This window comes from Paracoccus sp. ME4, from assembly GCF_046736325.1.
GTDB lineage: Bacteria > Pseudomonadota > Alphaproteobacteria > Rhodobacterales > Rhodobacteraceae > Paracoccus.
Genome location: NZ_CP151279.1, coordinates 26,577 through 51,924, shown reverse-complemented (window position 1 = coordinate 51,924; position 25,348 = coordinate 26,577). Strand labels below are relative to the sequence as shown.

At 69.8% G+C, this 25,348-nt stretch carries 21 protein-coding genes; 14 read left to right on the top strand and 7 right to left on the bottom strand.

Features of this window, described 5'->3' with window-relative positions; translation table 11 throughout:
* Nucleotides 1-91: 91 nt before the first annotated feature.
* The 3 genes from AACG61_RS19730 to AACG61_RS19720 all read left to right on the top strand — a co-directional run bounded on the left by AACG61_RS19730 (nt 92) and on the right by AACG61_RS19720 (nt 5,217).
* The gene (locus tag AACG61_RS19730; protein WP_411840462.1) at nt 92-1,663 is read left to right on the top strand and encodes a proton-conducting transporter membrane subunit; all 1,572 of its coding nucleotides are present in this window, start codon (nt 92-94) and stop codon (nt 1,661-1,663) included.
* Nucleotides 1,653-4,016, top strand: coding sequence for a YbcC family protein (locus tag AACG61_RS19725; protein ID WP_411840461.1), 2,364 nt, complete (start codon nt 1,653-1,655; stop codon nt 4,014-4,016). The genes AACG61_RS19730 and AACG61_RS19725 overlap by 11 nt, the downstream gene beginning before the upstream one ends.
* 82 nt (nt 4,017-4,098) lie before the next feature.
* A complete protein-coding gene (locus tag AACG61_RS19720) occupies nt 4,099-5,217 on the top strand; it encodes a Fic family protein (protein WP_411840460.1) in 1,119 nt (372 codons plus the stop codon).
* A 46-nt stretch (nt 5,218-5,263) separates the two neighbouring features.
* Here the strand turns inward: AACG61_RS19720 and AACG61_RS19715 are convergent, their stop codons facing one another.
* Complete coding sequence (locus AACG61_RS19715) at nt 5,264-6,934, bottom strand: alpha/beta hydrolase (RefSeq protein ID WP_411840459.1); 1,671 nt, start codon at nt 6,932-6,934, stop codon at nt 5,264-5,266.
* Between the two features lie 203 nt (nt 6,935-7,137).
* On the opposite strand from AACG61_RS19715, the gene AACG61_RS19710 reads away from it, so the two are divergent.
* Genes AACG61_RS19710 through AACG61_RS19685 form a run of 6 tightly spaced genes read left to right on the top strand, consistent with a single transcriptional unit; the run spans nt 7,138 to nt 12,743 of the window.
* Nucleotides 7,138-8,178, top strand: a complete 1,041-nt coding sequence (locus tag AACG61_RS19710; RefSeq protein ID WP_411840458.1) for a LacI family DNA-binding transcriptional regulator — start codon at nt 7,138-7,140, stop codon at nt 8,176-8,178.
* A gap of 2 nt (nt 8,179-8,180) precedes the next feature.
* Entirely contained in the window at nt 8,181-9,107 is a 927-nt protein-coding gene (locus AACG61_RS19705; protein ID WP_411840457.1) for a substrate-binding domain-containing protein, read from the top strand.
* Nucleotides 9,107-9,898: an ATP-binding cassette domain-containing protein gene (locus AACG61_RS19700; RefSeq protein WP_411840456.1), complete on the top strand. Its 792-nt coding sequence runs from the start codon at nt 9,107-9,109 to the stop codon at nt 9,896-9,898. The genes AACG61_RS19705 and AACG61_RS19700 overlap by 1 nt, the downstream gene beginning before the upstream one ends.
* Nucleotides 9,898-10,899, top strand: coding sequence for an ABC transporter permease (locus AACG61_RS19695; RefSeq protein WP_411840454.1), 1,002 nt, complete (start codon nt 9,898-9,900; stop codon nt 10,897-10,899). Before AACG61_RS19700 ends, AACG61_RS19695 begins: the two co-directional genes overlap by 1 nt.
* On the top strand, nt 10,896-11,960 hold the full coding sequence (locus tag AACG61_RS19690) for a phosphotriesterase (RefSeq protein WP_411840452.1): 1,065 nt from the start codon (nt 10,896-10,898) through the stop codon (nt 11,958-11,960). Before AACG61_RS19695 ends, AACG61_RS19690 begins: the two co-directional genes overlap by 4 nt.
* A 21-nt stretch (nt 11,961-11,981) precedes the next feature.
* Nucleotides 11,982-12,743, top strand: a complete 762-nt coding sequence (locus tag AACG61_RS19685; protein ID WP_411840451.1) for a glutamine amidotransferase — start codon at nt 11,982-11,984, stop codon at nt 12,741-12,743.
* 5 nt (nt 12,744-12,748) lie between these two features.
* Here the strand turns inward: AACG61_RS19685 and AACG61_RS19680 are convergent, their stop codons facing one another.
* On the bottom strand, nt 12,749-13,630 hold the full coding sequence (locus AACG61_RS19680) for a PfkB family carbohydrate kinase (protein WP_411840450.1): 882 nt from the start codon (nt 13,628-13,630) through the stop codon (nt 12,749-12,751).
* Between the two features lie 32 nt (nt 13,631-13,662).
* Between AACG61_RS19680 and AACG61_RS19675 the strand changes: the two genes are divergently transcribed.
* Nucleotides 13,663-14,511: a BtpA/SgcQ family protein gene (locus AACG61_RS19675; protein WP_411840449.1), complete on the top strand. Its 849-nt coding sequence runs from the start codon at nt 13,663-13,665 to the stop codon at nt 14,509-14,511.
* 479 nt (nt 14,512-14,990) lie between these two features.
* Here AACG61_RS19675 and AACG61_RS19670 read toward each other — a convergent pair whose 3' ends face one another.
* From AACG61_RS19670 to AACG61_RS19660, 3 genes are all read right to left on the bottom strand, one after another.
* Nucleotides 14,991-16,784 carry a glycoside hydrolase family 15 protein gene (locus AACG61_RS19670; RefSeq protein ID WP_411840448.1) on the bottom strand — a complete coding sequence of 598 codons (1,794 nt, stop codon included), beginning with the start codon at nt 16,782-16,784 and terminating at the stop codon, nt 14,991-14,993.
* The gene (locus AACG61_RS19665) at nt 16,784-17,563 is read right to left on the bottom strand and encodes an SDR family oxidoreductase (RefSeq protein WP_411840447.1); all 780 of its coding nucleotides are present in this window, start codon (nt 17,561-17,563) and stop codon (nt 16,784-16,786) included. Before AACG61_RS19665 ends, AACG61_RS19670 begins: the two co-directional genes overlap by 1 nt.
* 121 nt (nt 17,564-17,684) lie before the next feature.
* On the bottom strand, nt 17,685-17,996 hold the full coding sequence (locus tag AACG61_RS19660; protein WP_411840446.1) for an H-NS family nucleoid-associated regulatory protein: 312 nt from the start codon (nt 17,994-17,996) through the stop codon (nt 17,685-17,687).
* Between the two features lie 465 nt (nt 17,997-18,461).
* Between AACG61_RS19660 and AACG61_RS19655 the strand changes: the two genes are divergently transcribed.
* Nucleotides 18,462-19,219 (top strand): IS5-like element ISPaes2 family transposase gene (locus tag AACG61_RS19655; protein ID WP_411836744.1). Its coding sequence is split into 2 segments (ribosomal slippage): nt 18,462-18,786 and nt 18,786-19,219, totalling 759 coding nucleotides; the frame shifts between segments, so codons are not numbered across the junction.
* A gap of 85 nt (nt 19,220-19,304) precedes the next feature.
* Nucleotides 19,305-20,062 (top strand): IS5-like element ISPaes2 family transposase gene (locus AACG61_RS19650; RefSeq protein WP_411836744.1). Its coding sequence is split into 2 segments (ribosomal slippage): nt 19,305-19,629 and nt 19,629-20,062, totalling 759 coding nucleotides; the frame shifts between segments, so codons are not numbered across the junction.
* Between the two features lie 449 nt (nt 20,063-20,511).
* Here AACG61_RS19650 and AACG61_RS19645 read toward each other — a convergent pair.
* Nucleotides 20,512-20,904, bottom strand: a complete 393-nt coding sequence (locus tag AACG61_RS19645) for a hypothetical protein (RefSeq protein WP_411840445.1) — start codon at nt 20,902-20,904, stop codon at nt 20,512-20,514.
* A gap of 554 nt (nt 20,905-21,458) precedes the next feature.
* Here AACG61_RS19645 and AACG61_RS19640 point away from each other — a divergent pair.
* Both AACG61_RS19640 and AACG61_RS19635 read left to right on the top strand, forming a co-directional pair.
* The gene (locus AACG61_RS19640; protein ID WP_411840444.1) at nt 21,459-22,199 is read left to right on the top strand and encodes a BON domain-containing protein; all 741 of its coding nucleotides are present in this window, start codon (nt 21,459-21,461) and stop codon (nt 22,197-22,199) included.
* 169 nt (nt 22,200-22,368) lie between these two features.
* A complete protein-coding gene (locus AACG61_RS19635) occupies nt 22,369-24,756 on the top strand; it encodes an AI-2E family transporter (protein WP_411840443.1) in 2,388 nt (795 codons plus the stop codon).
* A 7-nt stretch (nt 24,757-24,763) separates the two neighbouring features.
* Here the strand turns inward: AACG61_RS19635 and AACG61_RS19630 are convergent, their stop codons facing one another.
* Nucleotides 24,764-25,252: an MgtC/SapB family protein gene (locus AACG61_RS19630; RefSeq protein ID WP_411840442.1), complete on the bottom strand. Its 489-nt coding sequence runs from the start codon at nt 25,250-25,252 to the stop codon at nt 24,764-24,766.
* Nucleotides 25,253-25,348: the final 96 nt, after the last annotated feature.

Genomic DNA, 25,348 nt, shown 5'->3' with positions numbered 1-25,348 from the left:
CAACAGACAGAATGGTTCGGCGTAATATAACTAATTTTCTGGCCATGTCCCAGAGGCTAGATCTGGGGCATCCCCAATGTGCAGGTGCGCCATGATCCCCATTCCCCTGTCCCTTCCCGGCCCCGCGCTGCTGCTGGCGGTCGCGCTGATCGCACTGGCCCGTCCGGGTCCGCGACCGGGCCGCGTGCCGCTGTGGTCCGAAGCCGCGGCGCTGGCCGCGCTGCTGGCGGCGCTGGCGGCCGTGGCCCAGCTGGTCCAGTCGGGGCCGCTGACGGTCGGTCCCGCCGCGCTGCCGCTGCTGCGGCTGGACGCGATCGGCGCGACGCTGACGCTGCTGGTCTCCTTCGTGGGCTGGGTGGTGATCCGGTTCTCGCGCCGCGCGCTGGACGGAGAGCCGCGCGAGGGCCGCTTTCACGCGCTGACCCTGACGGCGGTCGCCTGCGTGCTGATCCTGGTGCAGGCGGCCAGCCTGCCGGTGCTGGCCCTGGGCCTCATGGCGGTGGGCGCGGTGCTACGCCAGCTGCTGCTGTTCTATCCCGACCGGCCCGCCGCGCGCCGCGTCGCGGCCAAGTTCACCTTGGCTTGGGGCGCGGGCACGCTGACCGCGGCCTTGGGATTCGCGCTGCTGTGGCAGGCCTTCGGCACGGCGGGCATCGCCGCCCTGGGCGATGCGGCGGCGGACGGGCTGCCGGGCATGGCGCGCGCGGGCGTGGCGCTGGTGGTGCTGGCGGCGCTGCTGATGACGGCCGCCTTTCCGCTGCACGGCTGGCTGACCGAGGTGATGGAGGCCCCGACCCCGGTCTCGGCGCTGCTGCATGCGGGCATCATCAACGCGGGCGGCGTCCTGCTGATCACGCTGTCCGAGGTCATCCGCCACAGCCCCGGCGCCATGGCGGTGCTGGTCGCCCTGGGCGGGCTGACGGCGCTCTTCGGCGCGGTGGTGATGCTGACGCAAAGCGCGGTCAAGACGGCGCTGGCCTGGTCCACGGTGGCGCAGATGGGCTTCATGCTGATGCAATGCGGGCTGGGTCTCTGGGCGCTGGCGCTGCTGCATGTGGTGGCCCATTCGCTCTACAAAGCGCATGCCTTCCTGTCCTCGGGCGGCGCGGTGCAGGCGGTGGCGGCGATCCGGCGCCCCGGTCCGGTCGCGGTGCCGGGCGCGCGGGCGGTCGGGCGGGCCTTCGCGCTGGCGCTGATGCTCTATGCGGCGGTGGCGGCGGTCTTCGTGATGGTCGTGGGTCCCAAGACCCCGCAGGCCCTGGCCCTGGGCGCGATGCTTATCTTCGGCGTGGCCTATCTGATCGCGCAGGGCCTGGCCGATGCGGCGCCGGGCACGCTGACGCGGCGCACGGCGGCGGCGTCGCTGGCCGCGGCGCTGGCCTATTTCGGGTTCCAGACCGTGGCGCAGGCCCTGTGGGGGCCGTCGCTGCCCGCGGCCCCCGCGCCCGGCGCGCTGGAATGGGCGCTGATCGGGCTGGCGGTCCTGTCCTTCGGGGCGGTGGCACTGGCGCAGGCGCTGTTCCCGCTGTGGGGGCACCACCCCTCGGTCGCGGGCATGCGCGTCCATCTGGCCAACGGCCTTTACGTCAATGCGGCGCTGGACCGGATCACCGGCGGCTTCCGCACCACCCACCCCCTCACGGAGACTCCCGATGTTCGTTGACCACGCCCCCATGGCCGCGACGCTGGCCGCCCCGATCCTGGAGGCGGCCGATGCCGCTGCCCGCGCCATTCCCCCGGCCTTCCCGCTGGAGGCCACGGTCGCGGTCAACCCCTTCCTGGGTCAGGCCGGGATGGACCTGGCCCATGCGGCGGCGCTGCTGGAACGGGTCGGCGGCGTCGCCCTGACCCAGCCCCGCGCGCAGATCGCCCGGCAGGTGGCGGCGGGCCGCATCACCGACGACGATCTGGCGGCGGCGCTGATCGCGCATCCCTCGGCCCTGAAACCTGCCGATCTGGCGCTGCTGCGGGCGCGGCTGCACGGCCCCGCGCCGGCGCCGCGCCGCCTGCCCACCGTGGCCGACCTGGCCGCGCGGGCGGCCCGCACCGACTGGCCCGGCGTCATCGCGCGCAGCACCGGGCTGTGGGCGGCGGGGCGGTTCGACGGCGGCCAGGCGCTGTGGACCCCGCGCCCCGGAGAGGGAGCCTTCCGGTCCTGGCGGGACTGGGCGATGCACGACCTGACCCCCGAGCTCGCGGGCCTGTCCGGGTTCTGCGAGCATGTGGCCGGCACGCCCGACACGGCGGATCGGGCGATCCTACGGGCGGCCGCCGCGCTCGGGATCGACGCGGCGGCGGCGCCCACGGCCTTTCACCGGCTGCTGATCGATTGGGGCGGTTGGGCGCAGCACGCGCGCTGGCTGTCCTGGCAGGCCGAGCTGTCGGGCGGCAGTGATGCCACGCTGATCAACCTGCTGGCCATCCGCCTGATCTGGGACGAGGCGCTGCTGGCCCGTCACCCCGATCTGGAGCCGGACTGGCGCGCGACGGTCGCGGCCCATGCGGAACCGGTCGCGCCCACGGCCGATCAGGTGCTGGACGCGATCCTGCAGGACGCGGCCGAGCGCGCGCATCAGCGCCGCCTGGCGGGGCAGCTGGGGTCGGCGGCGGCGCCTGCGGGTCGGCCCGCGATGCAGGCGGCCTTCTGCATCGACGTGCGCTCCGAGGTGCTGCGCCGCGCGCTGGAGGATCAGGACGAGGGCATCGAGACCATCGGTTTCGCGGGCTTCTTCGGCCTGCCCGTGGCCTTCCGCCCCGAGGCCAGCGACAGCGTGCAGGCCCATCTGCCGGTGCTGCTGGCGCCCAAGCTGAGCGCGACCGCCCAAGGCCCCGCGCCCGAGGAGGCCGCGCGCCACATCAGCGCCCGCGCCCGCAGGGCCTGGGGCCGGTTCCGGCAGGCGGCGGTCTCCTCCTTCGCCTTCGTCGAGGCGGCGGGACCTGCCTATGGGCCGAAGCTGCTGCGCGACGCCTTGGGGCGCGGACATGCCCCGGACCCGGGCGGCGCGCGGCCGCGGTTCGACCCGCCTCTGCCGGCCGCCGACAAGGTCCGCCTTGCGGCGGGCATCCTGCGCGCCATGGGCCTGACTGGCGGCCATGCGCGGCTGGTCCTGCTGGTCGGGCACGGGGCGGGGATGGTGAACAACCCCCATCACAGCGCCTATCACTGCGGGGCCTGCGGCGGGCGCAGCGGGGAGGTGTCGGCGCGACTGCTGGCCGCGCTGCTGAACGACCCCGAGACGCGGGCGGGCCTGGCGGGGCAGGGGGTCGCGCTGCCCGGCGACACGGTCTTCGTGGGCGCGCTGCATGACACGGTGACCGACCGGGTGACGCTGTTCCCGGACGGGGCGGAGCAGAGCCACGCCGCCGATCTGGACCGCGCGCGCGGCTGGCTGCAGGCGGCGGGCCTCCGGGCCGGGGCCGAGCGGGCCATGCGCCTGCCCGGCGCGGGGACGGCCCGCGATCTGGCGCGCCGCGCCCGCGACTGGTCCGAGCCGCGTCCCGAATGGGGCCTGGCCGGGTGCAGCGCCTTCATCGCCGCGCCGCGCAGGGTGACGCGGGGGCGCGATCTGGGCGGGCGGGTGTTCCTGCACAGCTATGATTGGCGCGGGGATGAGGGCTTTGCCACGCTGGAGCTGATCCTGACCGCGCCGATGATCGTGGCCAGCTGGATCAACCTGCATTATCACGGCGCGACGGTGGCGCCCGCGCTGTTCGGAGGCGGCAACAAGATGCTGCACAACGTGACGGGCGGCCTGGGCGTGGTCGAGGGCAATGGCGGCGTGCTGCGCCCCGGCCTGCCGTGGCAGGCGGTCCATGACGGCATCCGCCCCGCGCATGAGCCGCTGCGCCTGTCCGTCCTGCTGGAGGCGCCCGCCGAGGCGATCGACCGCATCCTGGCCGCGCATGAGATGCCGCGCCAGCTGGTCGATCACGGCTGGATCAGCCTGTTCGCGCTCAGCGACGGGCGCATGACGGCGCGGCGCAGGCCGGGCGGCGGGTGGCAGGCGCCGCATTGACCAAGGCGTGAGGGGAATGGCGCGCGTCATTCCCCTCATGAATGGGCTTTCCCTGAGGGGAAAGCGGGTGCATGATCGCCGCATGACCCTGTGGACCGATCCGGCCTGGCCGAACTTCACCCATGATGCCGCGCGCACCGAAGGGCCGCTGGCGGCGTTTTCGGCGCGGCTCGGCGCCATCGCCGGGCTGCAGGCCGCGCTGACCCCCGACGAGCGGCGCGAGGCCTTCCTGCGCGCCGTGACGATGGAGGCCGTCGCCTCCTTCGCGATCGAGGGGGCCAGCCTGCCCGCGGCGCAGGTCCAGGCCTCGGTCGTGGCGTCGCTGGCGCATCGCGGGGCAGAGCCGCAGCGGCGCAGCGACGCCATTGCCGACCTGATGCTGCAGGCTCGGGCGGGAGACGGTCCGATGCGGGCCGGGACGCTGTGGCACTGGCACCGCCTGCTGTTCCACGGCATCGAGGTCGAGGACAAGGGCCGCTGGCGGCGCTTCGACATGGTCATCACCCGCAGCAATGCCGCCGGGCGCGAGGATGTCCTCTATGCCGCGCCGCCGCCCGACCGGGTGCCGGCGATGATGGACGACTTTCTGACCGCGCTGGAGGCCGATCGCCGCCCCCTGCCGATCCGCGCGGCCATCGCGCATCTGTGGTTCGAATCGATCCACCCCTTCTCGGACGGCAACGGCCGGCTTGGCCGCGCGCTGGTCGAGCATGTTTTCGCGCGCGAGGCGGCGCTGCCCTTCTCGCTCTCGCGCCAGATCGAGGCGGACAAGCGCGGCTATTACGCGGCGCTGCAGGCGGGGCGGCGGGTGGCGGGCGGGGTGATCGACGCGACCCCCTTCGTGCTGTGGTTCCTGGAGCGGCTGATCGCGGGGGTCGATGCGGCGGTGGGGGATGCGCGCTTTCTGGTGCGCCGCAACGCCTTCTTCCTGCGCCACGCCATGCCGGCGCGAGCCGAGGCGGTGCTGCGCCGCCTGTTCGCCGAAGGGCCGGGCCGGGTGGCGCAGGGGATCTCGGCCGCGCCCTATGCGCGCATCGCGGGTGTGTCGGCGGCGACGGCCACCCGCGATCTGGCCGAGCTGGAGGCGGCGGGCATCCTGCGCCGCGGCCCCGAGGGCGGCCGCTCCACCCGCTACCTGCTGGTCCTGCCCGATGACGCGCCCGATTTCGGCGTCCTGCAAGTCGTTGATCCGACGCGCTGATCCGCGACTTCCCCCGGAACTGTCCCCAGAAATTGTGGATAACCCGTCAGGGCATCGTCTGCGCCTGCCGGGCCAGGAAATGCGCCCGCAGCCGGGCCAGACGCTCCGGCGTCCAATCGGGCGGATCGGTCACGGCCAGCCAGGCCTCGATATGATCGGCGGGGGCATAGACATGCCCGTGGCCCATCGGGACCTCCAGCGCGATGGCCATGTCGAAGGCCAGCTGCAGTTGGGTGATGACCGGATACCAGCGCAGATCGTCCGACACCTCGGGCGCGCGGGGGTGGTCCAGCCAGTCGGGCGGCCGGATCGCGCTGTCGGGGCGGAAGAACACGATGGGGTCGCTGCCGTATTGCAGATAGACGATGCGCACCTGCCCCCAGGGGCCGCCGTCGCGCAGCACCTGCCGCCCGTCGGTGAAGCGCACCGCCTCTCCGGTCGTCAGCCGCGGCAGCCAGGCCGGAGAGCCGGGGTCGCGTTCCGCCGTCAGGCTCTGCCACAGGGGGCTGACGAAGGGTGGCCCGACCCACAGCGCGCCGTCGATGGGCCGGTCCAGCATCTCGTGCAGGCGCAGCGACTGCTGCGAGCTGTGCGCCCCGAGGCTGAGGCCGTAGAGATAGAGCCGCGGCCGCGTCTCGGCCGGCAGCTGCTGCCAGCGGCGGTGGACGGCGCCGAAGAGCGCCCGGCCCGCCTCGGCCGACTGTTCGGGCTGCACCAGAAGCGAGATCCAGCTTTGAAGATAGGAATACTGCATCGCGACGGTGGCCACGTCGCCGTGGTTCAGATGCTCCAAGGGCTCCATGGCGGCGGGGTCCATCCAGCCGGTGCCGGTCGGCATGGCCACGACCAGGGCCGCGCGGTCGAACCCGCCCGCGCGCTCGAGCTCGGCCACGGCCAGATCGGCGCGGGCGGTCAGGCTGTCGGCGGCATTCAGCCCGACATAGACGCGCAGCGGCTGCCGTGCGGGCAGGCCGGTCACGGCGCTGATCGCCGCGGGGTCCGGGGTGTCGCCGACGAAGATGCGACCTTCGCGGCCCAGGTCCTGCCAGGCGACCAGCGATTGCGGGCTGCCCGTCTGCCAGGCCCGCGTCGGCGCGACCTGATCGGCGGGGATCAGGTCGTCCAGCGCCTGCGCCGAGGCATCGACGCTGGCCACGACATTGCGCAGCAGCACGCCGCTGAACAGCTGCCAGGCCACGAAGACCGTGACCAGCGCGCCCAGCACCCGCGCCTGCCGGGGCGGCAGGACCTGCGCGATGCGGCGGCTGATCTGGCGCCCCGCCGCGGCCAGCAGCTTGCCCACGATCAGCAGGGCGGCGGCCACCGCCGTGCCCAGTCCCGCCACGACCAGGGGCGCCGAGCCTTCGGAGGGAGGCAGCGTCATGACCGCGCGGATGTCGTTCTGCCACTGGGCCGAGCGGATCAGGAACAGCGTCACGATGACCAGCGCCGCCGCCCCCATCAGCGGCACCAGAAGCCGCGCCTGCCGGTCGCTGGCCTGCGGCAGCTGCATGTAGCGCCACAGCCCGCCCGCCAGAACCATCAGCCCGTATCCCGCGGCAAAGCAGAACCCCGCCAGGATGCCCTGGATCTCGGGGCTGCGGGGGATCAGGCTGGGGGTCAGAGACCCGGCGACGAACAGCGCGCCCGTGACCAGGCCCACGCCCGAGGTCCGCCGGTCCAGCCAGTCCACCACATGCAGAAACCGCCGCGCCATCCGTCCTCCTTGCGTCACGTCGCAGCAATCACCGCCCGTCCGCCCGCGTCAAGGGGCGGCGACGACCCCACCTCCGCCCTGTTTCCGGGCAGCGCCGCGCGGCCATGCAGATGCCGCTTGCCAGAATCCGCGAATCACCGCATCGTGAGCTTATAAACCAGTTTACTAAACCGCTTTATCGGCGCCGCCGATGGGGGATGCTCATGGCCAATCTTCAGGATGTCGCCACGGCCGCCGGGGTCTCCAAGGCCACCGTGTCGCGATACCTGAACGGCTCTCTGGAGCTGCCGGAGCGGACGGCGGGGGCGATCGACACGGCCATCAAGGCGCTGGACTATCGCCCGAACCCGCATGCCCGCCGCCTGAGCCTGGGGCGGTCGGACACGATCGCGCTGATCGTGCCGGACATCTCGACGCCGTTCTTCGCCACGATGGTGGGTGCGGTCGAGGAGGCCGCCTCCGCGCGCGGCCTGTCGCTGGCGCTTTACGCCACGCTGAACCGCCCCGAACGCGAGCTGTCCTATCTGGACCTGGTGCGGACGGGCCATGCCGACGGGCTGATCTTCATCACCAACCACGAGGGCAGCCGCGCGCTGGCCGACCGGATCAACCGCCTGCCCCGCTGCGTGATCGTGGACGAGGACGTGCCCGGCGCCGGTGCGCCGCGGATCTTCTGCGACAACTTCCGGGGCGGGCTGCTGGCGGCGCGGCATCTCTGCGCCCAGGGCCATCGCCACGTGATGTTCGTGGGCGGGATCGAGCGGATGGTCAGCGGCGCCCATCGCCATCTGGGCTTTGCCGCCGGCATGGCCGAGACCCCCGGCCCCCGCCGCATCGACCGCCTGCAGGGCCATTACACCATCGAGGCCGGGCGCGAGGCCGGCCGCGCGTGGCTGGCCCGGCCCGCCGACACCCGGCCGACCGCGATCTTCGCCACCTCGGACGAGCTGGTGATCGGGCTCTACGAGGTCCTGGCGGGGGCGGGCGTCGCCATTCCGCACGAGGTCTCGGTCATCGGCTTCGACGATGTCGGGCCGCTGCATCTTTTCGCGCCGGCCGTCACGGCCGTGCGCCAACCCGTCCGCGAGCTGGGACAGCAGGCGCTGGAGCTGCTGCTGTCCCTGGACGGGACCGATCCTGAAAGGCACCCGCCAGAGGTGCTGCTGGATGTCACGCTGATCGAGCGCGCCTCCGTCGCGCCGCCGATCCGCGCCTTCGACCCCAACCGTAACAGCGAGGACTGAAGATGACGACCCGTACCCGCCGCGCCCTTGGTGCGCTGACGACCGCCGGCCTGATCGCCGCCGCCCTGCCCGCGCTGGCGCAGGATGGCCGGACCTTCGCGCTGGTCCAGATCAACCAGCAGGCCCTGTTCTTCAACGACATGAACCGTGGCGCGCAGGAGGCGGCCGATGCCGCGGGCGCCGAACTGCTGATCTTCAATGCCAACAACGACCCCGCGGCGCAGAACAGCGCCATCGAGACCTACATCCAGGAGGGCGTGGACGGCATCGCCGTCGTGGCCATCGACGTGAACGGCATCATGCCCGCGGTCCAGCAGGCGGTCGATGCGGGCATCCCGGTGGTGGCCATCGACGCGATCCTGCCCGAAGGGCCGCAATCCTCGCAGATCGGCGTGGACAACGCCCAGGCCGGGGCGGACCTGGCGGCGGTGGTGAACGGCGCGGCGGATGCGACCAAGCTGGGCATCGTGGGGGCGCTGAACTCGTTCATCCAGAACGTGCGCAAGGACGGGTTCGAGGGCGCGCTGGACGCGGCCAAGGTCACCGTCGCGGGCACGGTGGACGGCCAGAACGTGCAGGACACCGCCCTGGGTGCGGCCGAGAACCTGATCACCGCCAATCCCGACCTGACCGCGATCTATGCCACGGGCGAACCGGCCCTGCTGGGCGCCATCGCCGCGGTCGAGAGCCAGGGGCGGCAGGCCGATGTCGCGGTCTATGGCTGGGACCTGACGGCGCAGGCCATCGCCGGGATCGACGCGGGCTATGTCAAGGCGGTGATCCAGCAGGACCCGGCCGGCATGGGTGCCGCCGCGGTCGAGGCCCTGGGCACGCTGGCCGATGGCGGCACGGTCGAGCCGGTGATCTCGGTCCCGGTCACCATCGTGACGCAGGAGAATGTCGAACCCTATCGCGCGGCCTTCCAGTGATGGCAGCCGCGCCTTCGACCGCGGCCCGGCGGGGGGAGGTCTCCCCCGCCGATGCGCCCGGCCCCGCCGTCCTGTCGCTGCGGGGCATCACCAAGACCTTCGGCTCTCACCAGGCGCTGCGCGGGGTCGATCTGGACATCCGCGCGGGCGAATGCATCGGCCTGATCGGCGACAATGCGGCGGGCAAGTCGACCCTCTCCAAGGTCATGTCCGGCACCTATGTCCCCGATGGCGGGCAGATCCTGCTGGAGGGACGGCCGGTCCGCTTCGCGACCCCCTCCGAGGCCCGCGCCGAGCGGATCGAGATGGTCTATCAGGACCTGGCGCTGTGCGATCACGTCGATGTGGTGGGCAACCTGTTCCTCGGCCGAGAGCTGCGGCGCGGGCCGTTCCTGGACCAGCCCCGCATGCTGGCCGAGGCGCAGAGGATGCTGGCCGCGCTGGAGATCCGCATCCCGCGCCTGACCGCCAAGGTGGAGAAGCTGTCGGGCGGCCAGCGCCAGGCCATCGCCATCGCCCGCGCCGCCAGCTTCGACCCCAAGGTGCTGATCATGGACGAACCCACCTCGGCCCTGGCCGTGGCGGAGGTCGAGGCCGTGCTGGCCCTGATCAACCGGGTCAAGGCGCGCGGCGTCGCGGTCGTGCTGGTCACGCACCGGATGCAGGATCTGTTCCACGTCTGCGACCGCATCGCCGTCATGTACGAGGGCACCAAGGTCGCCGAACGCCGGACCCCCGACACCACCCTTCAGGAACTGGTCGACCTGATCGTCGGCAAGGGAGGCCATTGATGTCCGTCTATACCGAACGCAAGGCCGGATCGCCCCTGGCCGATTTCGTGGGCGAGCATGCGCAGGTCCTGTCCATCGCGCTGTTCTTCCTGCTGTGCATGGCGGTCTTCGGGATGGCCAGTTCGACCTTCCTGACCTCGGGCAACCTGCTCAATGTGCTGCGGCAGGCCGCGCCCATCCTGATCGTGGCGGTGGCCATGACGCTGGTCATCACCACCGCGGGGATCGACCTGTCGGTCGGATCGCAGGTGGCGCTGGTCAACGCGGTCTGCGCCATCGCCATCGGCGCGGGCCTGCCCTGGCCGGTCGTGGTGCTGCTGATGCTGGCCCTGGGCGCGGGGGTCGGCGCGGCGCAGGGCTGGTTCATCGCCTATCAGGGCATCCCGGCCTTCATCGTGACGCTGGCGGGCCTGTCGATCCTGCGCGGGGTCGCGCTCTATCTGACCGAGGGCTATTCGATCCCGGTCAACGGGGTGCCCGGCTTCCTGTGGCTGGGGCGCGGCACGCTGGCAGGGGTTCCGGTTCCGGCGATCGTCGCGCTGCTGATCGCCGCCCTGGGCTTCATCGTGATGCTGCGCACGCAATACGGCCGCCAGGTCGTCGCGGTGGGCTCGAACATGGAGGCCGCGCGCCGCGTGGGCATGCCCGCGAAACGCGTGCTGGCCTCGGTCTATGTGGTGGCGGGGCTGGCCTCCGCCGTGGCGGGGATGCTGATCGCCGCGCGGCTCGGCTCTGGGTCGTCGAACGCCGCGCAGGGGTTCGAGCTGCAGGTGATCGCCGCGGTGGTGCTGGGCGGGACGTCGCTGATGGGCGGCAAGGCCTCGATGCTGGGCACGGTGCTGGGCACCATGACCATCGCGGTGATCGGCAACGGGCTGATCCTGCTGCACATCTCTCCCTTTTTCACGCAGATCGTGACGGGCGCGATCATCCTGATCGCCATCTGGCTGAACACCAGGCTGTTCGACCGGGGCTTCCGCTTCGGGAGGGCGCGCGGATGAGCGAGCTGTCCCCCTGCCACGTCCGGTCGGGCCAGGTGATGACCGTCACCGGCCCGATCCCCTCGGCCGATCTTGGCCACACGCTGATGCACGAGCATCTGCAGAACGACTGTCGCTGCTGGTGGAACGCGCCCACGGACCCGGCACGGCAATATCTGGCCGACAGCCCCGTCGGCATCGAGATCCTGTCCGAACTGCGTCAGGACCCCTTCGTGAACCGCCACAACATCGCGCTGGACGACCCCGACCTAGCGATCGCGGAGCTGCGCGCCTTCACCGCCGCGGGCGGGCGCAGCGTGGTGGACCCGACCTGCCGCGGCATCGGGCGCGACCCCGCGACCCTGCGCCGGATCGCCAGGGAAACCGGGCTCAACATCGTGATGGGCGCGGGCTATTACCTGGCCAGCTCCATGCCGGACACGGTGGCGCGCCTCTCCATCGACGCCATCGCCGATGAGATCGTGGCCGAGGCGCTGACCGGCACCGACGGCACCGATGCCCGCATCGGCCTGATCGGAGAGATCGGCGTGTCGTCCGATTTCACGGCCGAGGAGGAGAAGTCGCTCCGTGGCGCGGCGCGGGCGCAGGCGCGCACCGGGCTGCCGCTGATGGTGCATCTGCCGGGCTGGTTCCGGCTTGGGCACCGGGTGCTGGACGTCGTCGAATCCGAGGGCGGGGATCTGCGCCACACCGTGCTGTGCCATATGAACCCCTCGCATGACGATCCGGTCTATCAGGCGACGCTGGCGCAGCGCGGTGCCTTTGTCGAATTCGACATGATCGGCATGGATTTCTTCTATGCCGATCAGGGGGTGCAGTGCCCGTCCGACGACCAAGTGGCCCGCGCCATCCTGGGCCTGGCCGAACAGGGGTTCCTGGACCGCATCCTGCTGTCGCAGGACGTGTTCATCAAGATGATGCTGACGCGTTACGGCGGCAACGGATACGCCTTCGTCACCCGCCATTTCCTGCCGCGCCTGATGCGCCACGGCCTGTCGGCCTCCGACCGCGACCGGCTGATGGTGACCAACCCGCGCCGCGTCTTCGACGCCACCTTCTGACATCCGCGAAAGGAACGACCCATGACAACCCGCGTGCTTCTGGTGGGCGAAAGCTGGACCACCTCGGAAACGCATTACAAGGGCTTCGACCAGTTCGGCTCAGTCCGGTTCCACACCGGGGCCACGCCGCTGCTGGAGGCGATGAAGGACAGCGATTTCCAGATCGACTACATGACCGCCCATGACGCCGCCGAAGGGTTCCCCTTCGCGATGGAGGGGCTGGCGCCCTATGACATCATCATCCTGTCCGACATCGGCGCGAACACCTTCCTTCTGCCGCCCGATGTCTGGCTGCGGTCCAAGACCGTGCCGAACCGGCTGCGGCTTTTGAAGGAGTGGGTCGCCCAGGGGGGCAACCTGCTGATGATCGGGGGGTATTTCTCGTTCCAGGGCATCGACGGGCGGGCGCGTTGGCGGGGCACCGCGGTCGAGGACACGCTGCCCGTCACCTGCCACCCCTGGGACGACCGCGTCGAGATCCCCGAAGGCGCGCAGGCCGAGATCCTGCTGCCGGATCATGCCGTGATGGCGGGCATGCCCGCGGCCTGGCCGCCGATCCTGGGCGTGAACGAGGTGATGGTCCGCGATGGCGCCACCGTCGTGGCGCGCCTGCCCGAGGATCAGGGCGGCCACCCGCTGCTGGTGCTGGGCGGTCATGGTCAGGGGCGGACGGCGGCCTGGACGTCCGATGTGGGACCGCATTGGCTGTCGCCGGAGTTCTGCGCCTGGCCGGGCTACGCGACGCTGTGGAGGAACCTCTTCGGCTGGCTGGTCGCGCGGTGAGCGGATCAGTCTCCGGCCAGGATCGCGCGCATCGCGGCCATGTCGGGAAAGGCGCGGACCGTGCCCGCGTGCCCGACCGTCCAGGCCGCGGCCCGCGCGCCGTGGCGCAGCGCGCGCGCGTCCAGCGCCACGCCCCGCATCGCGGCGGAGGCCAGCGCCACCGCCATGAAGCAGTCGCCCGCCCCGGTCGTGTCCAGCACGGTCGCGGGGGCGGCGGGCACGTCGATGCGCCCGCCTGCCCGGACCAGCGCCGCGCCGCGCGCGCCGAGTGTCAGCACGACCTCGGCCACGCCCTGGGACAGCAGGCGCTTGGCTCCTCCCAGGGCCGCGGTCTCGTCCTCATTCACGAAGGCGCAATCGACCAGCGGCCACAGGTCGGCCACGTAATCCTGCAGGGGCGAGGGGTTCAGAGCGATGCGCATGCGGCGCGCACGGGCCGCACGCAGCGCCGCCCCCGTGGCCTGCGCCCCCAGATTGCCCTGCAGCACCAGAAGATCGCCCGGCGCGGCCTCGGCCAGCGCATCGGTCGCGTGATCGGGGGTCAGGGCCGCGGCCGCGGCGCGGGTGGTGATGACCGCATTCTCGCCATGCCCGGCCATCAGGATGATCGAGCTGTCGGTCGCCACGCCGGGCAGCACGATCAGCCGCGCCGCCACCGGCTCGCCCATCAGGCGCGCCGCGATCTCGCGCCCCCGCGGATCGTCGCCCACCGCCGCGACCAGCCGGCAGGCCAGCCCCGTGCGGGCCATGGCCACCGCCTGGTTCACCCCCTTGCCCCCCAGATCCTGCGACAGCGCGCGGCCGAAGATGGACGCGCCGGGCCGGGGCAGGTCCTCGACCGACAGCGTCTCATCCAGGGCCGCGTTGCCGATCACGAAAGCCTTCATCGCCGTTCTCCGCCGTTCAGAAAGGGCACCCCATGACACAGATCTCCGACCGCCCCGCCGGGGCCATCCGCGACATCTTCGGGCGCGACAAGGCCCTGATCGGCATGATCCATTGCCCCGCCTTTCCCGGCGCGCCCCGGTATCGCGGCGCGTCGATGGATGACATCTACGACGCCTGCATGCGCGATGCCGAACGGCTGGCGCAAGGGGGAATGCACGGGCTGATCGTCGAGAACCACGGCGACATCCCCTTCTCCAAGCCCGAGGATATCGGCCCCGAGACCCCCGCCTTCCTGGCGGTGGTGACCGACCGCATCCGGCGCGCCTTCGGCCTGCCCGTCGGCATCAACGTGCTGGCCAACGCGCCGCTTCCGGCGCTGGCGACGGCCGTCGCGGGGGGCGCCGACTTCATCCGCGTGAACCAATGGGCCAACGCCTATGTCGCGAACGAGGGCTTCATGGAGGGCCGCGCGGCCGAGGCGCTGCGATACCGGTCCCTGCTGCGGGCCGAGCGGGTGCGCATCTTCACCGACGCGCATGTCAAGCACGGCAGCCACGCCATCGTGGCCGACCGCTCGATCCCGGAGCTGACCCGCGACCTGGCCTTCTTCGACAGCGACTGCATCATCGCGACGGGCCAGCGCACCGGCGACAGCGCCACGCTGGAGGAGATCGACGAGATCGGCGGCGCCACGCATCTGCCGCTGCTGGTGGGGTCCGGCGTGACGGCCGAGAACATCGTGGCGATCCTGGGCCGCACCAACGGCGTGATCGTGGCCTCCTCTCTCAAGGAGGGCGGAGTCTGGTGGAACCCGGTCTGCCCCGAGCGCACCCGCCGCTTCGTCGAGGCCGCGCAGCCCGGGCTGCAGGATGGCGCGTGACGTCTCGGTCGGCCCCGCGGTCGCCTGTGGGCCTGGCCGACCGCGGGCGCTCCATGATGGATCGTGTCAAGACAGGGCGCATTAACGGAAGGCGGCCACAGATCGGGCTGATCGTGGTGCGCGCTGGTTACCGGCGACAGAGACCAGCTTGGCATGAGATGTGTTATTGGACGATGACCCTGCACTCCACGAGCGCCTCATCTTCGCTGTCCAAGCGCCGAAAGGGCGCGGGGGCCTGAACCATCGTTCTGCTCAGAATGGAATACTCCTGATCGCACGCATGGGGTCGTTGCGGCGGGTCAGACGTTGAACTGCCTGAGCCGCTACACCGCCTCGACCCGCCATCTGTCACCACGGCCTGGTCTCGGCAGGCGCGACACCGATGCGCCAAGTGCTGATCGGCATCGAGCCGCTGATCAACCCCATGTCACGGACCGCAGCCGACCAATGACGGTCATGCCCGGTTACGGGCGACGCCGTCAGACCCGCTGCAGCGCCAGGCAGGCCTGCAGCGCGGCCAGATGGCTGAGGCCCTGGGGCATGTTGCCCAGCCATTCGCCGCTGTCGGGGTCGATCATCTCGGGCAGGATGCCCGGTGCGGCGTCGATGCGCCCGCGCAGCCCCTCCATCAGCACCCGCGCCGCGTCATGCTGCCCCATCAGAGCCCGCGCCTCGACCATCCAGAAGGAGCAGGCCAGAAAGCACCCCTCCTCGCGGTCCATACCGGTATAGCGGTAGTGCAGATGCCCCCCGGCACCCAAGCGCGCCTGGATCGCGTCCAGCGTGCGCCGCAGCCGCTCGGGGCGGTCGAAGCCGAAGCGCACCGCCAGGATCAGCGCCGCATCCAGCCGCGTGGTGCCGGGATGCATGACATAGGCGCCGATCCCCTCGTCCCAGCAGCGCGCGTCGATCCAGTCGGCGATGCGGTCGCGCTCGCGGCTCCAGCGGTCGCGGCAGGTGGTGGGCAGATGCCCTGCATCGGCCAGCTGCACGGCGCGGTTCAGGGCCTGCCAGCAGCTGATCTTGGACATGGTGTAGTGCTGCTGATCGGGCAGTTCCCAGATGCCGGCATCCTTCTCCTTCCAGCGGTCGGCGCAGTCGTCGGCCAGCATCGACAGCGTGCGCGCGCTGCGCCCGTCGATCAGCCCGCCGGCCTCGACGAAGTCGTGGACCGTCTCGAAGATGTCGCCATAGGTGCCGTGCTGATGCTGCCGCGCGGCGCGGTTGCCCGACAGGACCGGGCGCGACCCGCGATAGCCGGGGACGGGGACCTCCTCCATCTCCTCCTCGACCCCGCCGTCCAGCGCGAAGCAGACGCGGGCGCCATGCGCACAGAGCTGGTTCAGCAGCCAGGTCAGCGCCGCCTTGGCCTCGGCCATCATGCCCAAGCGCAGGAAGGACGTGATCACGTAGCCCGCATCGCGCACCCAGGCAAAGCGGTAGTCGTAGTTCTTGTCGCCCCCGATCCGCTCCGGCAGCGAGGTCGTCGCCGCCGCCGCGATCGCGCCACTGGGCGCATAGAGCAGCAGCTTCAGCGCCAGCACCTGGCGCAGCAGGAAGTCGCGATCCTGGGGGCCGGTCTCGATCCCGGCGCACCAGTCGCGCCATTCGCGGTCCGACAGGTTGATCCGCGCGTCGATCTGGTCCAGGTCGGGCACGACCAGCGGCTCGTTCGCGCCCGCGACGATGGCCAGCACCTCGCGCCCGCCCGCCGCCAGCGACAGCGTGGCGTGGATGGCGTCGTCCTCGCGCATCGTGACCCGGACGCCGTCGCCATGCAGGAACAACCCCAGCACCGATCCGACATGGAAGGTCTCATAGGGTCCGCTGCAGGCCATGTAGGGGCTGCGCGATCCGGCGCGATGCCCCAGCTGCAGCGTGATGTCGAAGGTGACCTCTCCCTCCAGCACTTCGACCCGGCGGGCGAGTTCGGCCCAGGGCAGGCGTCCGGCGGTGCCGCTGTTCAGGCTCTCGGTCAGCAGGGCGATGCCCGATGGCGTGACGAAGCGAGTCTCCAGCACGTTGCTGTCGGGACGATAGCGGCGCGTGGCGGTGAAGTCGCCCTGCGGCGCGATGGTGAAATGCCCGGCCCGCGCGCCGTTTTCAAGCGCGTCTTGACCGATCAGCAGGCGGTCGAACAGCGGCGGGCTGTCCATGTTCGGCACGCACCACCAGTCGATGCCCCCGTCCACCCCCGACAGCGCCACCGCCCGCCCGTCGCCAAGCGCCGCGTAATCGGACAGGGGCAGAAACCCCGCATCGTCGCGGGCCATCAGGCGCCCTGACCCAGATTGATCGACAGGCCGCCGTCGATGAAAAGGCTCTGCCCGGTGACATAGGCCCCGGCATCCGAGACCAGGAAGGCGATCAGCCCCGCGACCTCCTCCGGGCGACCGGCGCGGCCCAAGGGGATGTTCTCCTCCATCATGCGGCGCGTCTTTGCATCGTCCTGCGCCTCCTGGTTCATCGGGGTCAGGATCATGCCAGGGGCCACGGCGTTCACGGTGATCCCCTGACCCGCCAGCTCCAGCGCCAGCGTTCGGGTCAGCATCCGCACCCCGCCCTTGGCCGCGTCATAGGCGGCCGATCCGATGCGCGGCGTCTCCTGATGGATCGAGCTGACATTGACGATCCGCCCGCGCTTGCCCGCCTCGATCGCCCGACGCGCAAAGGCCCGCGACAGCAGGAACGGACCGGTCAGGTCGGTCGCGATGGTGGAGAGCCAGTCGTCGTCGGCCATCTCGACCACGCGGGTGCCGCTGGCATCCTTGCCGGCATTGTTGACCAGAACCCGCGCAACCGCCCCGTCGCCGTCCAGATCGGCAAAGAGCGCGTCGATATCCGCCGGTCGGGTCTGATCGCAGGCGAGGATTCGGGCGCGGCGGCCCGCCTTGCGGACCATCGCCGCTGTCTCCTCGGCCCCGTCGCGATCCGAGCGGTAGGTGATGACCACGTCATGGCCGTCGCGCGCGAGGGCCTGGGCTGCGGCGCGGCCGATGCCGGAATCGGCGCCGGTCACGATGGCGATGGGGTCCTGAAGGAGGTCTTGCATGGGAATTCCGCGTTGCGCTGATCTTGTCAGCCAACGCCCCGGCATGGCGGTCGTTCCGCGCGACGCCTGCGACCCGCTGCCCCGCCCCCACGCATGCGCCGGGGGCGGGTGCTGCCGCCGATCAGATCAGCATGTCGTCCAGCGACTTGCCCGCGTCCAGCTGCTCCTGGACCCAACGCGGCTTGCGGCCGCGGCCGGTCCAGGTCATGGACGCGTCGTCGGGATTGGCATATTTCGGCGCGACGGTGGCCGTCTTGCGCGGCTTCGCTCCGGTCAGTTCGGCTAAGTTGAAGCCGTGACTGCGCGCCGCCTCCTCGATCGCGGACATGGCCTCGCGGCGCTTGCGGTCCTCGAAGGTGGCGATGGCGCGATCCAGCTTGATGCGCAGGTCACGCAGTTCCTTGAGGGAGAGAGCGTCGATGTCGATATTCATGCATTGCTTCCCGATTCAGAATGACATTTGAACAAATGTTTACATCGAATAAGGAGTGTCAATCAATATGCCATCTGATCGCCGAGATCATTTATACGAGGAAAGGGCATCTCGGTTTCGACGTAAAGGACCTGCGTCGGTGCCTTGCGGGCGAATGATGCATGGCGTTGAAAGTCTTTTCCTTCACCGGAGATGAACCGTTCACATCGCGATACGGAATTGGCGGAGGGATATTCAGGAAGCTATGCGTCAGTGCTCATTTATTTGGCGTGGCTGCCCGGTATGCTTGATTTAATTTCTCGAAGTGACCGGGGTTATGATGGGCAATCTCTTCTGACTGAAAGCCGATCAGATAGAGCCGTTTTTTCCGAGGAACCAAGGCACTGCACTCCGGACGGCTTAGGCTCCAGACCCATTGATTTCATGCTTTTCGCGTGATTCAGGCTCCTCAAGGAGACCTGATCGATGAGTAATCTTTACTGGCTGAGCGACGCCCAGATGGAGCGTCTGAAACCGTTCTTTCCCAAAAGCCATGGCAAGCCCCGCGTCGATGATCGCCGTGTCCTCAGCGGCATAATTTTCATCAATCGCAATGGGTTGCGGTGGTGTGACGCGCCGAAGGAATACGGCCCGGCCAAAACCCTCTACAACCGCTGGAAGCGCTGGAGCGACAACGGGGTTTTTGCCCGGATCATGGTCGGCCTTGCCGCCGAGAGCGCCGAGCACAAGACGATCATGATCGACGCGACCTATCTCAAGGCACACCGCACGGCCTCAAGCCTTGGGGTGAAAAAGGGGGGCGCGGGCGCCAGATCGGGCGCACCAAAGGCGGTATGAACACCAAGTTGCACGCTGTCGCCGATGCCAACGGGCGGCCGATCGGGTTCTTCATGTCGGCCGGCCAGGTCAGCGATTACACCGGCGCGGCGGCGCTGCTGGGCAGCCTGCCGAAGGCTGGGTGGCTTCTGGCCGACAGGGGCTACGACGCTGATTGGTTCAGAGACGCGTTGAAAGACAAGGGGATAAAGGTTTGCATCCCCGGACGGAAGTCCCGCAAGAAGGTCGTCAAATACGACAAGCGGCGTTACAAAAGGCGTAACCGCATCGAAATCATGTTCGGGCGTCTGAAGGACTGGAGGCGCGTCGCAACCCGTTATGACCGCTGCCCGGAAACGTTCTTCTCAGCTATTATGCTCGCCGCAACCGTCTTGTTCTGGCTGTGAAACTCAATGAGTCTGGAGCCTAGGCTCCAGACCCATTGATTTCATGCTTTTCGCGTGATTCAGGCTCCTCAAGGAGACCTGATCGATGAGTAATCTTTACTGGCTGAGCGACGCCCAGATGGAGCGTCTGAAACCGTTCTTTCCCAAAAGCCATGGCAAGCCCCGCGTCGATGATCGCCGTGTCCTCAGCGGCATAATTTTCATCAATCGCAATGGGTTGCGGTGGTGTGACGCGCCGAAGGAATACGGCCCGGCCAAAACCCTCTACAACCGCTGGAAGCGCTGGAGCGACAACGGGGTTTTTGCCCGGATCATGGTCGGCCTTGCCGCCGAGAGCGCCGAGCACAAGACGATCATGATCGACGCGACCTATCTCAAGGCACACCGCACGGCCTCAAGCCTTGGGGTGAAAAAGGGGGGCGCGGGCGCCAGATCGGGCGCACCAAAGGCGGTATGAACACCAAGTTGCACGCTGTCGCCGATGCCAACGGGCGGCCGATCGGGTTCTTCATGTCGGCCGGCCAGGTCAGCGATTACACCGGCGCGGCGGCGCTGCTGGGCAGCCTGCCGAAGGCTGGGTGGCTTCTGGCCGACAGGGGCTACGACGCTGATTGGTTCAGAGACGCGTTGAAAGACAAGGGGATAAAGGTTTGCATCCCCGGACGGAAGTCCCGCAAGAAGGTCGTCAAATACGACAAGCGGCGTTACAAAAGGCGTAACCGCATCGAAATCATGTTCGGGCGTCTGAAGGACTGGAGGCGCGTCGCAACCCGTTATGACCGCTGCCCGGAAACGTTCTTCTCAGCTATTATGCTCGCCGCAACCGTCTTGTTCTGGCTGTGAAACTCAATGAGTCTGGAGCCTAGAGCCTGTGGACGAAGAAGTACGCCCTGACGACCATCAGGGGCGCATGAAAGATGGGATTGGACATCATGGCGCATGCCGTCGCCGATGCCTGACGGTCTTCATGACTGCGGGCCAGGTCAACGACCATAGCGGAGTCGCCACCCTGCTGGACCGACTGCCTGCCGCCAACTGGACGATCACGGTCATGACGCAGGCCGCTTTCGAGATGCTTTGAAAAATGGAGACGCGCCCCTGCAATTCTGCCCGGAAACAACGCGGCAAAGCTGTCCGCTTTGACAGGCGGCCCTGTCGTCGCGGCATCCTGATCGAGATCATGGTCGGTCGGCTGAAGGACTGCCGCGAGGTCGCAACCCGTTACCACAGCTGCGCCAGGACATTCCTTTCCGCCCCAGCCCTTGCGGCCACCATTATATCCTGGATCGGGATCAATGAGTCTGCACCCTGATCGCCTCTGCGGTGCCCTGCCATGTCGTCAGGCCCGGGACATCGGACATTTCGCCGATGGGGTCATGGCGGGTGGCCATGTTACGAAGGCTGGCGCGTGGTGGATCACGGTCGAGACGTCGTTGGCAAAGGGTGCGACCACCACCGCGGTCGCCGATGGCGTGAATGCGTTTGGACGGATGCCGCCGGTGATGATGACGGGCATGGGGCAGCGTCCGGATGTCCTCGTGCCGCGCCTTTCGCAGGACGGCGGCTTCGGCGCGGGGCAGGGTCTCGATCTCCTCTTTGCGCATTATCGAAACAGAGGATTCCGCATCGGCCACCGCCGATACCGACACGCCCGCTATCGCGCCCGGGAACGCGATCAGCGTCATGTCGGTGGCGGCGCTGTCGGCCTCTGCCGCCGACGAGCCGACGCACCGCATGACTGCCGTGACCGGCAGGCCTCGCGCCGGGAGAGGCACCGTCGTCTCAGAGAGATCGGCTCGCTGCGGACGCTCGCTCTGTCGCGGCGCTGCTGCCACGCACTGCGTCGTGGCTTACGGGCGGGACGGCCCGATCATGACGTGCAGGTCGCCTGAGAACGTGCAGCGCATCATCATGTGGCGAAAGACCGGAACGGGCATCCTCGCCGCGGCGGTCGGGTCGATCACGGTCCGCTGGCCGCTCGGTGGTCCGACCGCCGACGTCTCCTGCGCGTGTACGGGGTCGCCCGCTGCGCCGTCGATGGCAACGCCGTCAATGCACCCCACCCGCTGCGCAGCGAGACCGCCTTTGGTTCCATTCCGCGGGGTCGTCGGGAGGCGGGCGGTGCCGCATCCGCCACTTCCCGCCGATTGCTCTTTGTTGCCGGAACGTGGCGCGGGGGCGGGCGGTTCTGCCGTCATGAGGTGCCGCGACGCACCCGCAGCTCTAGGAGGAGCGAACCATGGCCAACGAATATTACGACCGCAACGGCCGTCCCGGCCAGGGCTATGCGAACCGCGACATGGACCGCGGATCGCGCGACTGGAGCGACAAGGCCGCCGACGAGGTCCGGTCCTGGGTTGGCGACGATCAGGCCGAACGCCGCCGCGACATGGATGAGATGCGCGAGAACCGCAACGCCATGGGCTATGGCCGCGATGCCGACCGTGCCTCAGGCTACGGCCGCTCCTACGATGCGCCGGGACGCCGTCCGGGCATGGGCATGGACCCACGTTCGGGCCGCTCTTATGATGCCTATGGCACGGCCGGCGGCTACGGCGCAGGCCGGTCCTACGGTCGCGACGCCGACGAGGATCGCGGCTTCCTGGACAAGGCCAGCGACGAGGTCGCATCTTGGTTCGGCGACAAGGATGCCGAGCGCCGTCGCGAGATGGACAAGCATCGCGGCGTCGGCCCCAAGGGCTATGTCCGTTCGGACGAGCGCATCAAGGAGGACGTCAGCGAGCGTCTGATGGATGACGGCCATCTGGACGCCTCGGATGTCGAGGTCAGCGTGCAGGACGCCGAGGTCACCCTGACCGGCACCGTCGCCGACCGCTTTGCCAAGCGCCATGCCGAGGATCTGGCCGAGCGCGCCTCGGGCGTCAAGCATGTGCAGAACAACCTGCGCGTCGCCGGGCCGGGGCAGACCGCCACCACGCCGCTGACCGCCGATCCGCTGCGCGATCGCGGCCTCCTGTGACATCCGGCGCCGGCGACGGCACCGCACAGTCCTGACCCGACGGGCGCCCCTGCGGCGCCCGTCTTTTCTCATCCCCGCCGCGATGCGGCGACATCCGCGCTCCGGTGGAACCCGCATGACCGTGTCGGGTTGACCGGCACCCCCATCCGGGATGCCTCGAGGGACCGTCATGACATCGCAGCAGCTTCCGCCATCCTCCGGGGCCTCCGCCCCGGACATCCTGCCCGCATCCGGGATCGACATCGTCCGCATGGCCGCCTGGCTGGTGACGGGGACGCTGATCATCGGCCTCCTCTACTTCGGGCAGGAGGTCCTCATCCCGCTGGCCATCGCCTTCCTGGTCAGCTTCGCGCTCAGCCCGCTGGTGCGCATCTTGGTGCGGCGCGGCGTCCCGCAGATCGCGGCGGTGTCGGTGGTGATGCTGACCGTCATCGCGATGCTCTTGGGGCTGGGCCTGCTCATCGCCTCGCAGGTCAGCGTGCTGAGTGCCGAGCTGCCCGCCTATCAGTCCACCATCCGCACCAAGATCGCGACCCTGGGCCAGTCGATGGAGGGGCCGGGCCTGTTCGACGGCGTCTTCCAGACCATCGCCACCGTGCAGGAGCAGCTGGCCACCGCCCTGCAGGACGCGCCGGGAACGGTGGCCGACCCTCTGCCGGTCACGGTGATCGGGGACGGGCCGTCGCCCTTCGCGACCGCGATGGCGTGGCTGGCCCCGGCGCTGGCGCCGCTGGCGACATTGGGCATCGTCGTGGTCTTCGTCTTTCTGGTCCTGCTGGACCGGGGCGATCTGCGCGACCGGCTGATCCGCCTGCTGGGCGGCAACCTGCACCGCTCGACCGACGCGCTGGAGGAGGCGGGCAAGCGGATCTCGAAATACCTGCTGATGCAGCTGGTGGTGAACGTCACCTATGGCATTCCCATGGCGCTCGGGCTCTGGGCCATCGGCGTGCCGGGCTGGATCCTGTGGGGCACGCTGGCGGCGGTGATGCGCTTCATCCCCTATGTCGGGCCGATGCTGTCGGCGATCTTTCCGCTGGCCCTGGCCTTCGCGGTCGACCCGGGATGGGAGATGGTGCTGATGGCGCTGGCGCTGATCGTGGCGCTGGAGCTGGTCAGCAACAACATCGTCGAGCCGATGCTCTACGGCACCTCGACGGGGCTGTCGGCCCTGTCGCTGATCGCGGCGGCGACCTTCTGGACGGCGCTCTGGGGGCCGCTCGGCCTGATCCTGTCGACGCCGCTGACGGTCTGCCTGCTGGTCATGGGCCGCAACCTGCCGCAGCTGGCCTTCTTCGACACGCTGTTGGGGTCGACCCCCGCGCTGGACCTGCCGACGCGCATCTATCAGCGCCTGATCGCCGACGACCCCGACGAGGCCTATGACATCGCCTCCGACGCGATCCGCGCGACCGGCGTGACCGAATTCTATGACGAGACCGGCATGGAGGTCCTGCGCCAGGCCAGCGACGACTTTCACGCCGTCGCCCGCGCCGAGCACCGCCTGCGCGTGGTCGAGGGAATGGACAGCCTGCTGGACGACCTGCGCGAGGATCACCCCGCCCCGACCTCGGGTCCGGTCCGCACCGTCTGCATCGGCGGCAAGTGGCAGGTCGATGCCATCGCGGCCGAGATGCTGGTCCATGCGCTGTGCCTGGCGGGCGTTCCCGCCGCGCAGCGCCCCGCCGGCGCGGTGACCGCGCGCTATGTCGACGGGCTGGATCTGGAGCGGGTGGACACGGTCTGCATCGGCTATTTCAGCCGCGACCCCGATGCGGCGGTGCGCGGCTTCGTGCGCCGCCTGCGTCGCCGCTGGCCCGGCCTGCACATCGTGCTGGCCCTGTGGAACGCACCCGAGGGTGCCCCGTCCGAGGACCAAGCCGAGGCGCTTGGCGTGGACCGGATCGTGCTGTCCGTGGACGAGGCCGTGCGCCGCCTGTCGCTGATGCAGGACGAACGCGCCGCCGCCCTTGCCCCGCCCGCGCCCCCGGCGGACGAGACCGCGCGGCTGGAGGCGCTGCGCCGCACCGCCGTCCTCGACGGTCACGCGCGCGAGGATCTGGACGATCTGGCCGCGCGGGCGGCGGATGTGTTCGACGTGGGCTTTGCCTTCATCTCGGCCATCGACGCGGATGCCGAATACATCGTGGGGCAGAGCATGGACCTGCCCGGGCTGCGCACCGAGACCGAGCCGCGCATGACCTGGATGCCGCGCGCCGATGCGCTGTGCAATCATGTCGTGGCGATGGACGACACACTGGTGGTGCCCGACACGGATCGTGATCCGCGCTTCTCCGACAACCCGGCGGTGCGCCAGTGGCAGGGGCGGTTCTATGTCGGAACGCCCCTGCGCACGGCGGACGGTCACGTGCTGGGTGCGCTGTGCCTGATGGACCGCGCCCCGCGCGAGATCGAGGACAGCGAGCTGGACCTGCTGGACCGCATCGCCGCCGACGCCGTCGCCGTGATGACCAAGGAGGAGGCCGTGATCCCCGAACCCCGCCGCGAGGAGCCGCCCGCCTCCCGCGCGGTCCTGGGCCAGCGCATCCCGGACTGAGCGCGCCTCAGTCCCGGTCCTCGGTCCGCGCCGCCTTGGGCAGGATCATCGGGACCGCGCCCAGGATGATCAGGACGATCGCGGTCGACAGGATCGCGGTCGCCTCCAGCCCCAGGCCCGCGATGACGCCGATGGCCGCGGTCGCCCAGATGCCGGCGGCGGTCGTCAGCCCCTCGACCTCGCGCTGCCTGGCGTGGATGATGATGGCCCCCGCGCCCAGAAAGCCGATGCCCTGCGCCACGCCCTGCAGGACGCGCGACAGATCGCCGATCGACATGCCGCTCTGCAGCGGGCCGATGACGAACAGGGCGGCACCCACCGCGACCAGCATGTGCGTGCGGATGCCCGCGCTGCGCCGCTTGTGCTCGCGCTCATAGCCCAGGATGCCGCCCAGCAGGGCGGCGATGGTCAGCCGCACCGTGATAGTGGTGATGGTCGACAGGTCCGGAATGTCCGAGAACTCGCCCACGATCGTCGACCAGATTTCCTCTCTCACGGGCAGCGTCCTTCCGATGATCGCCCCTGTCGGCGGGGCAGGCGGGCGGTGCCCGGCGCGCATGGGCCGACCGCGCGCCCCGCATGGTCGGCCCTT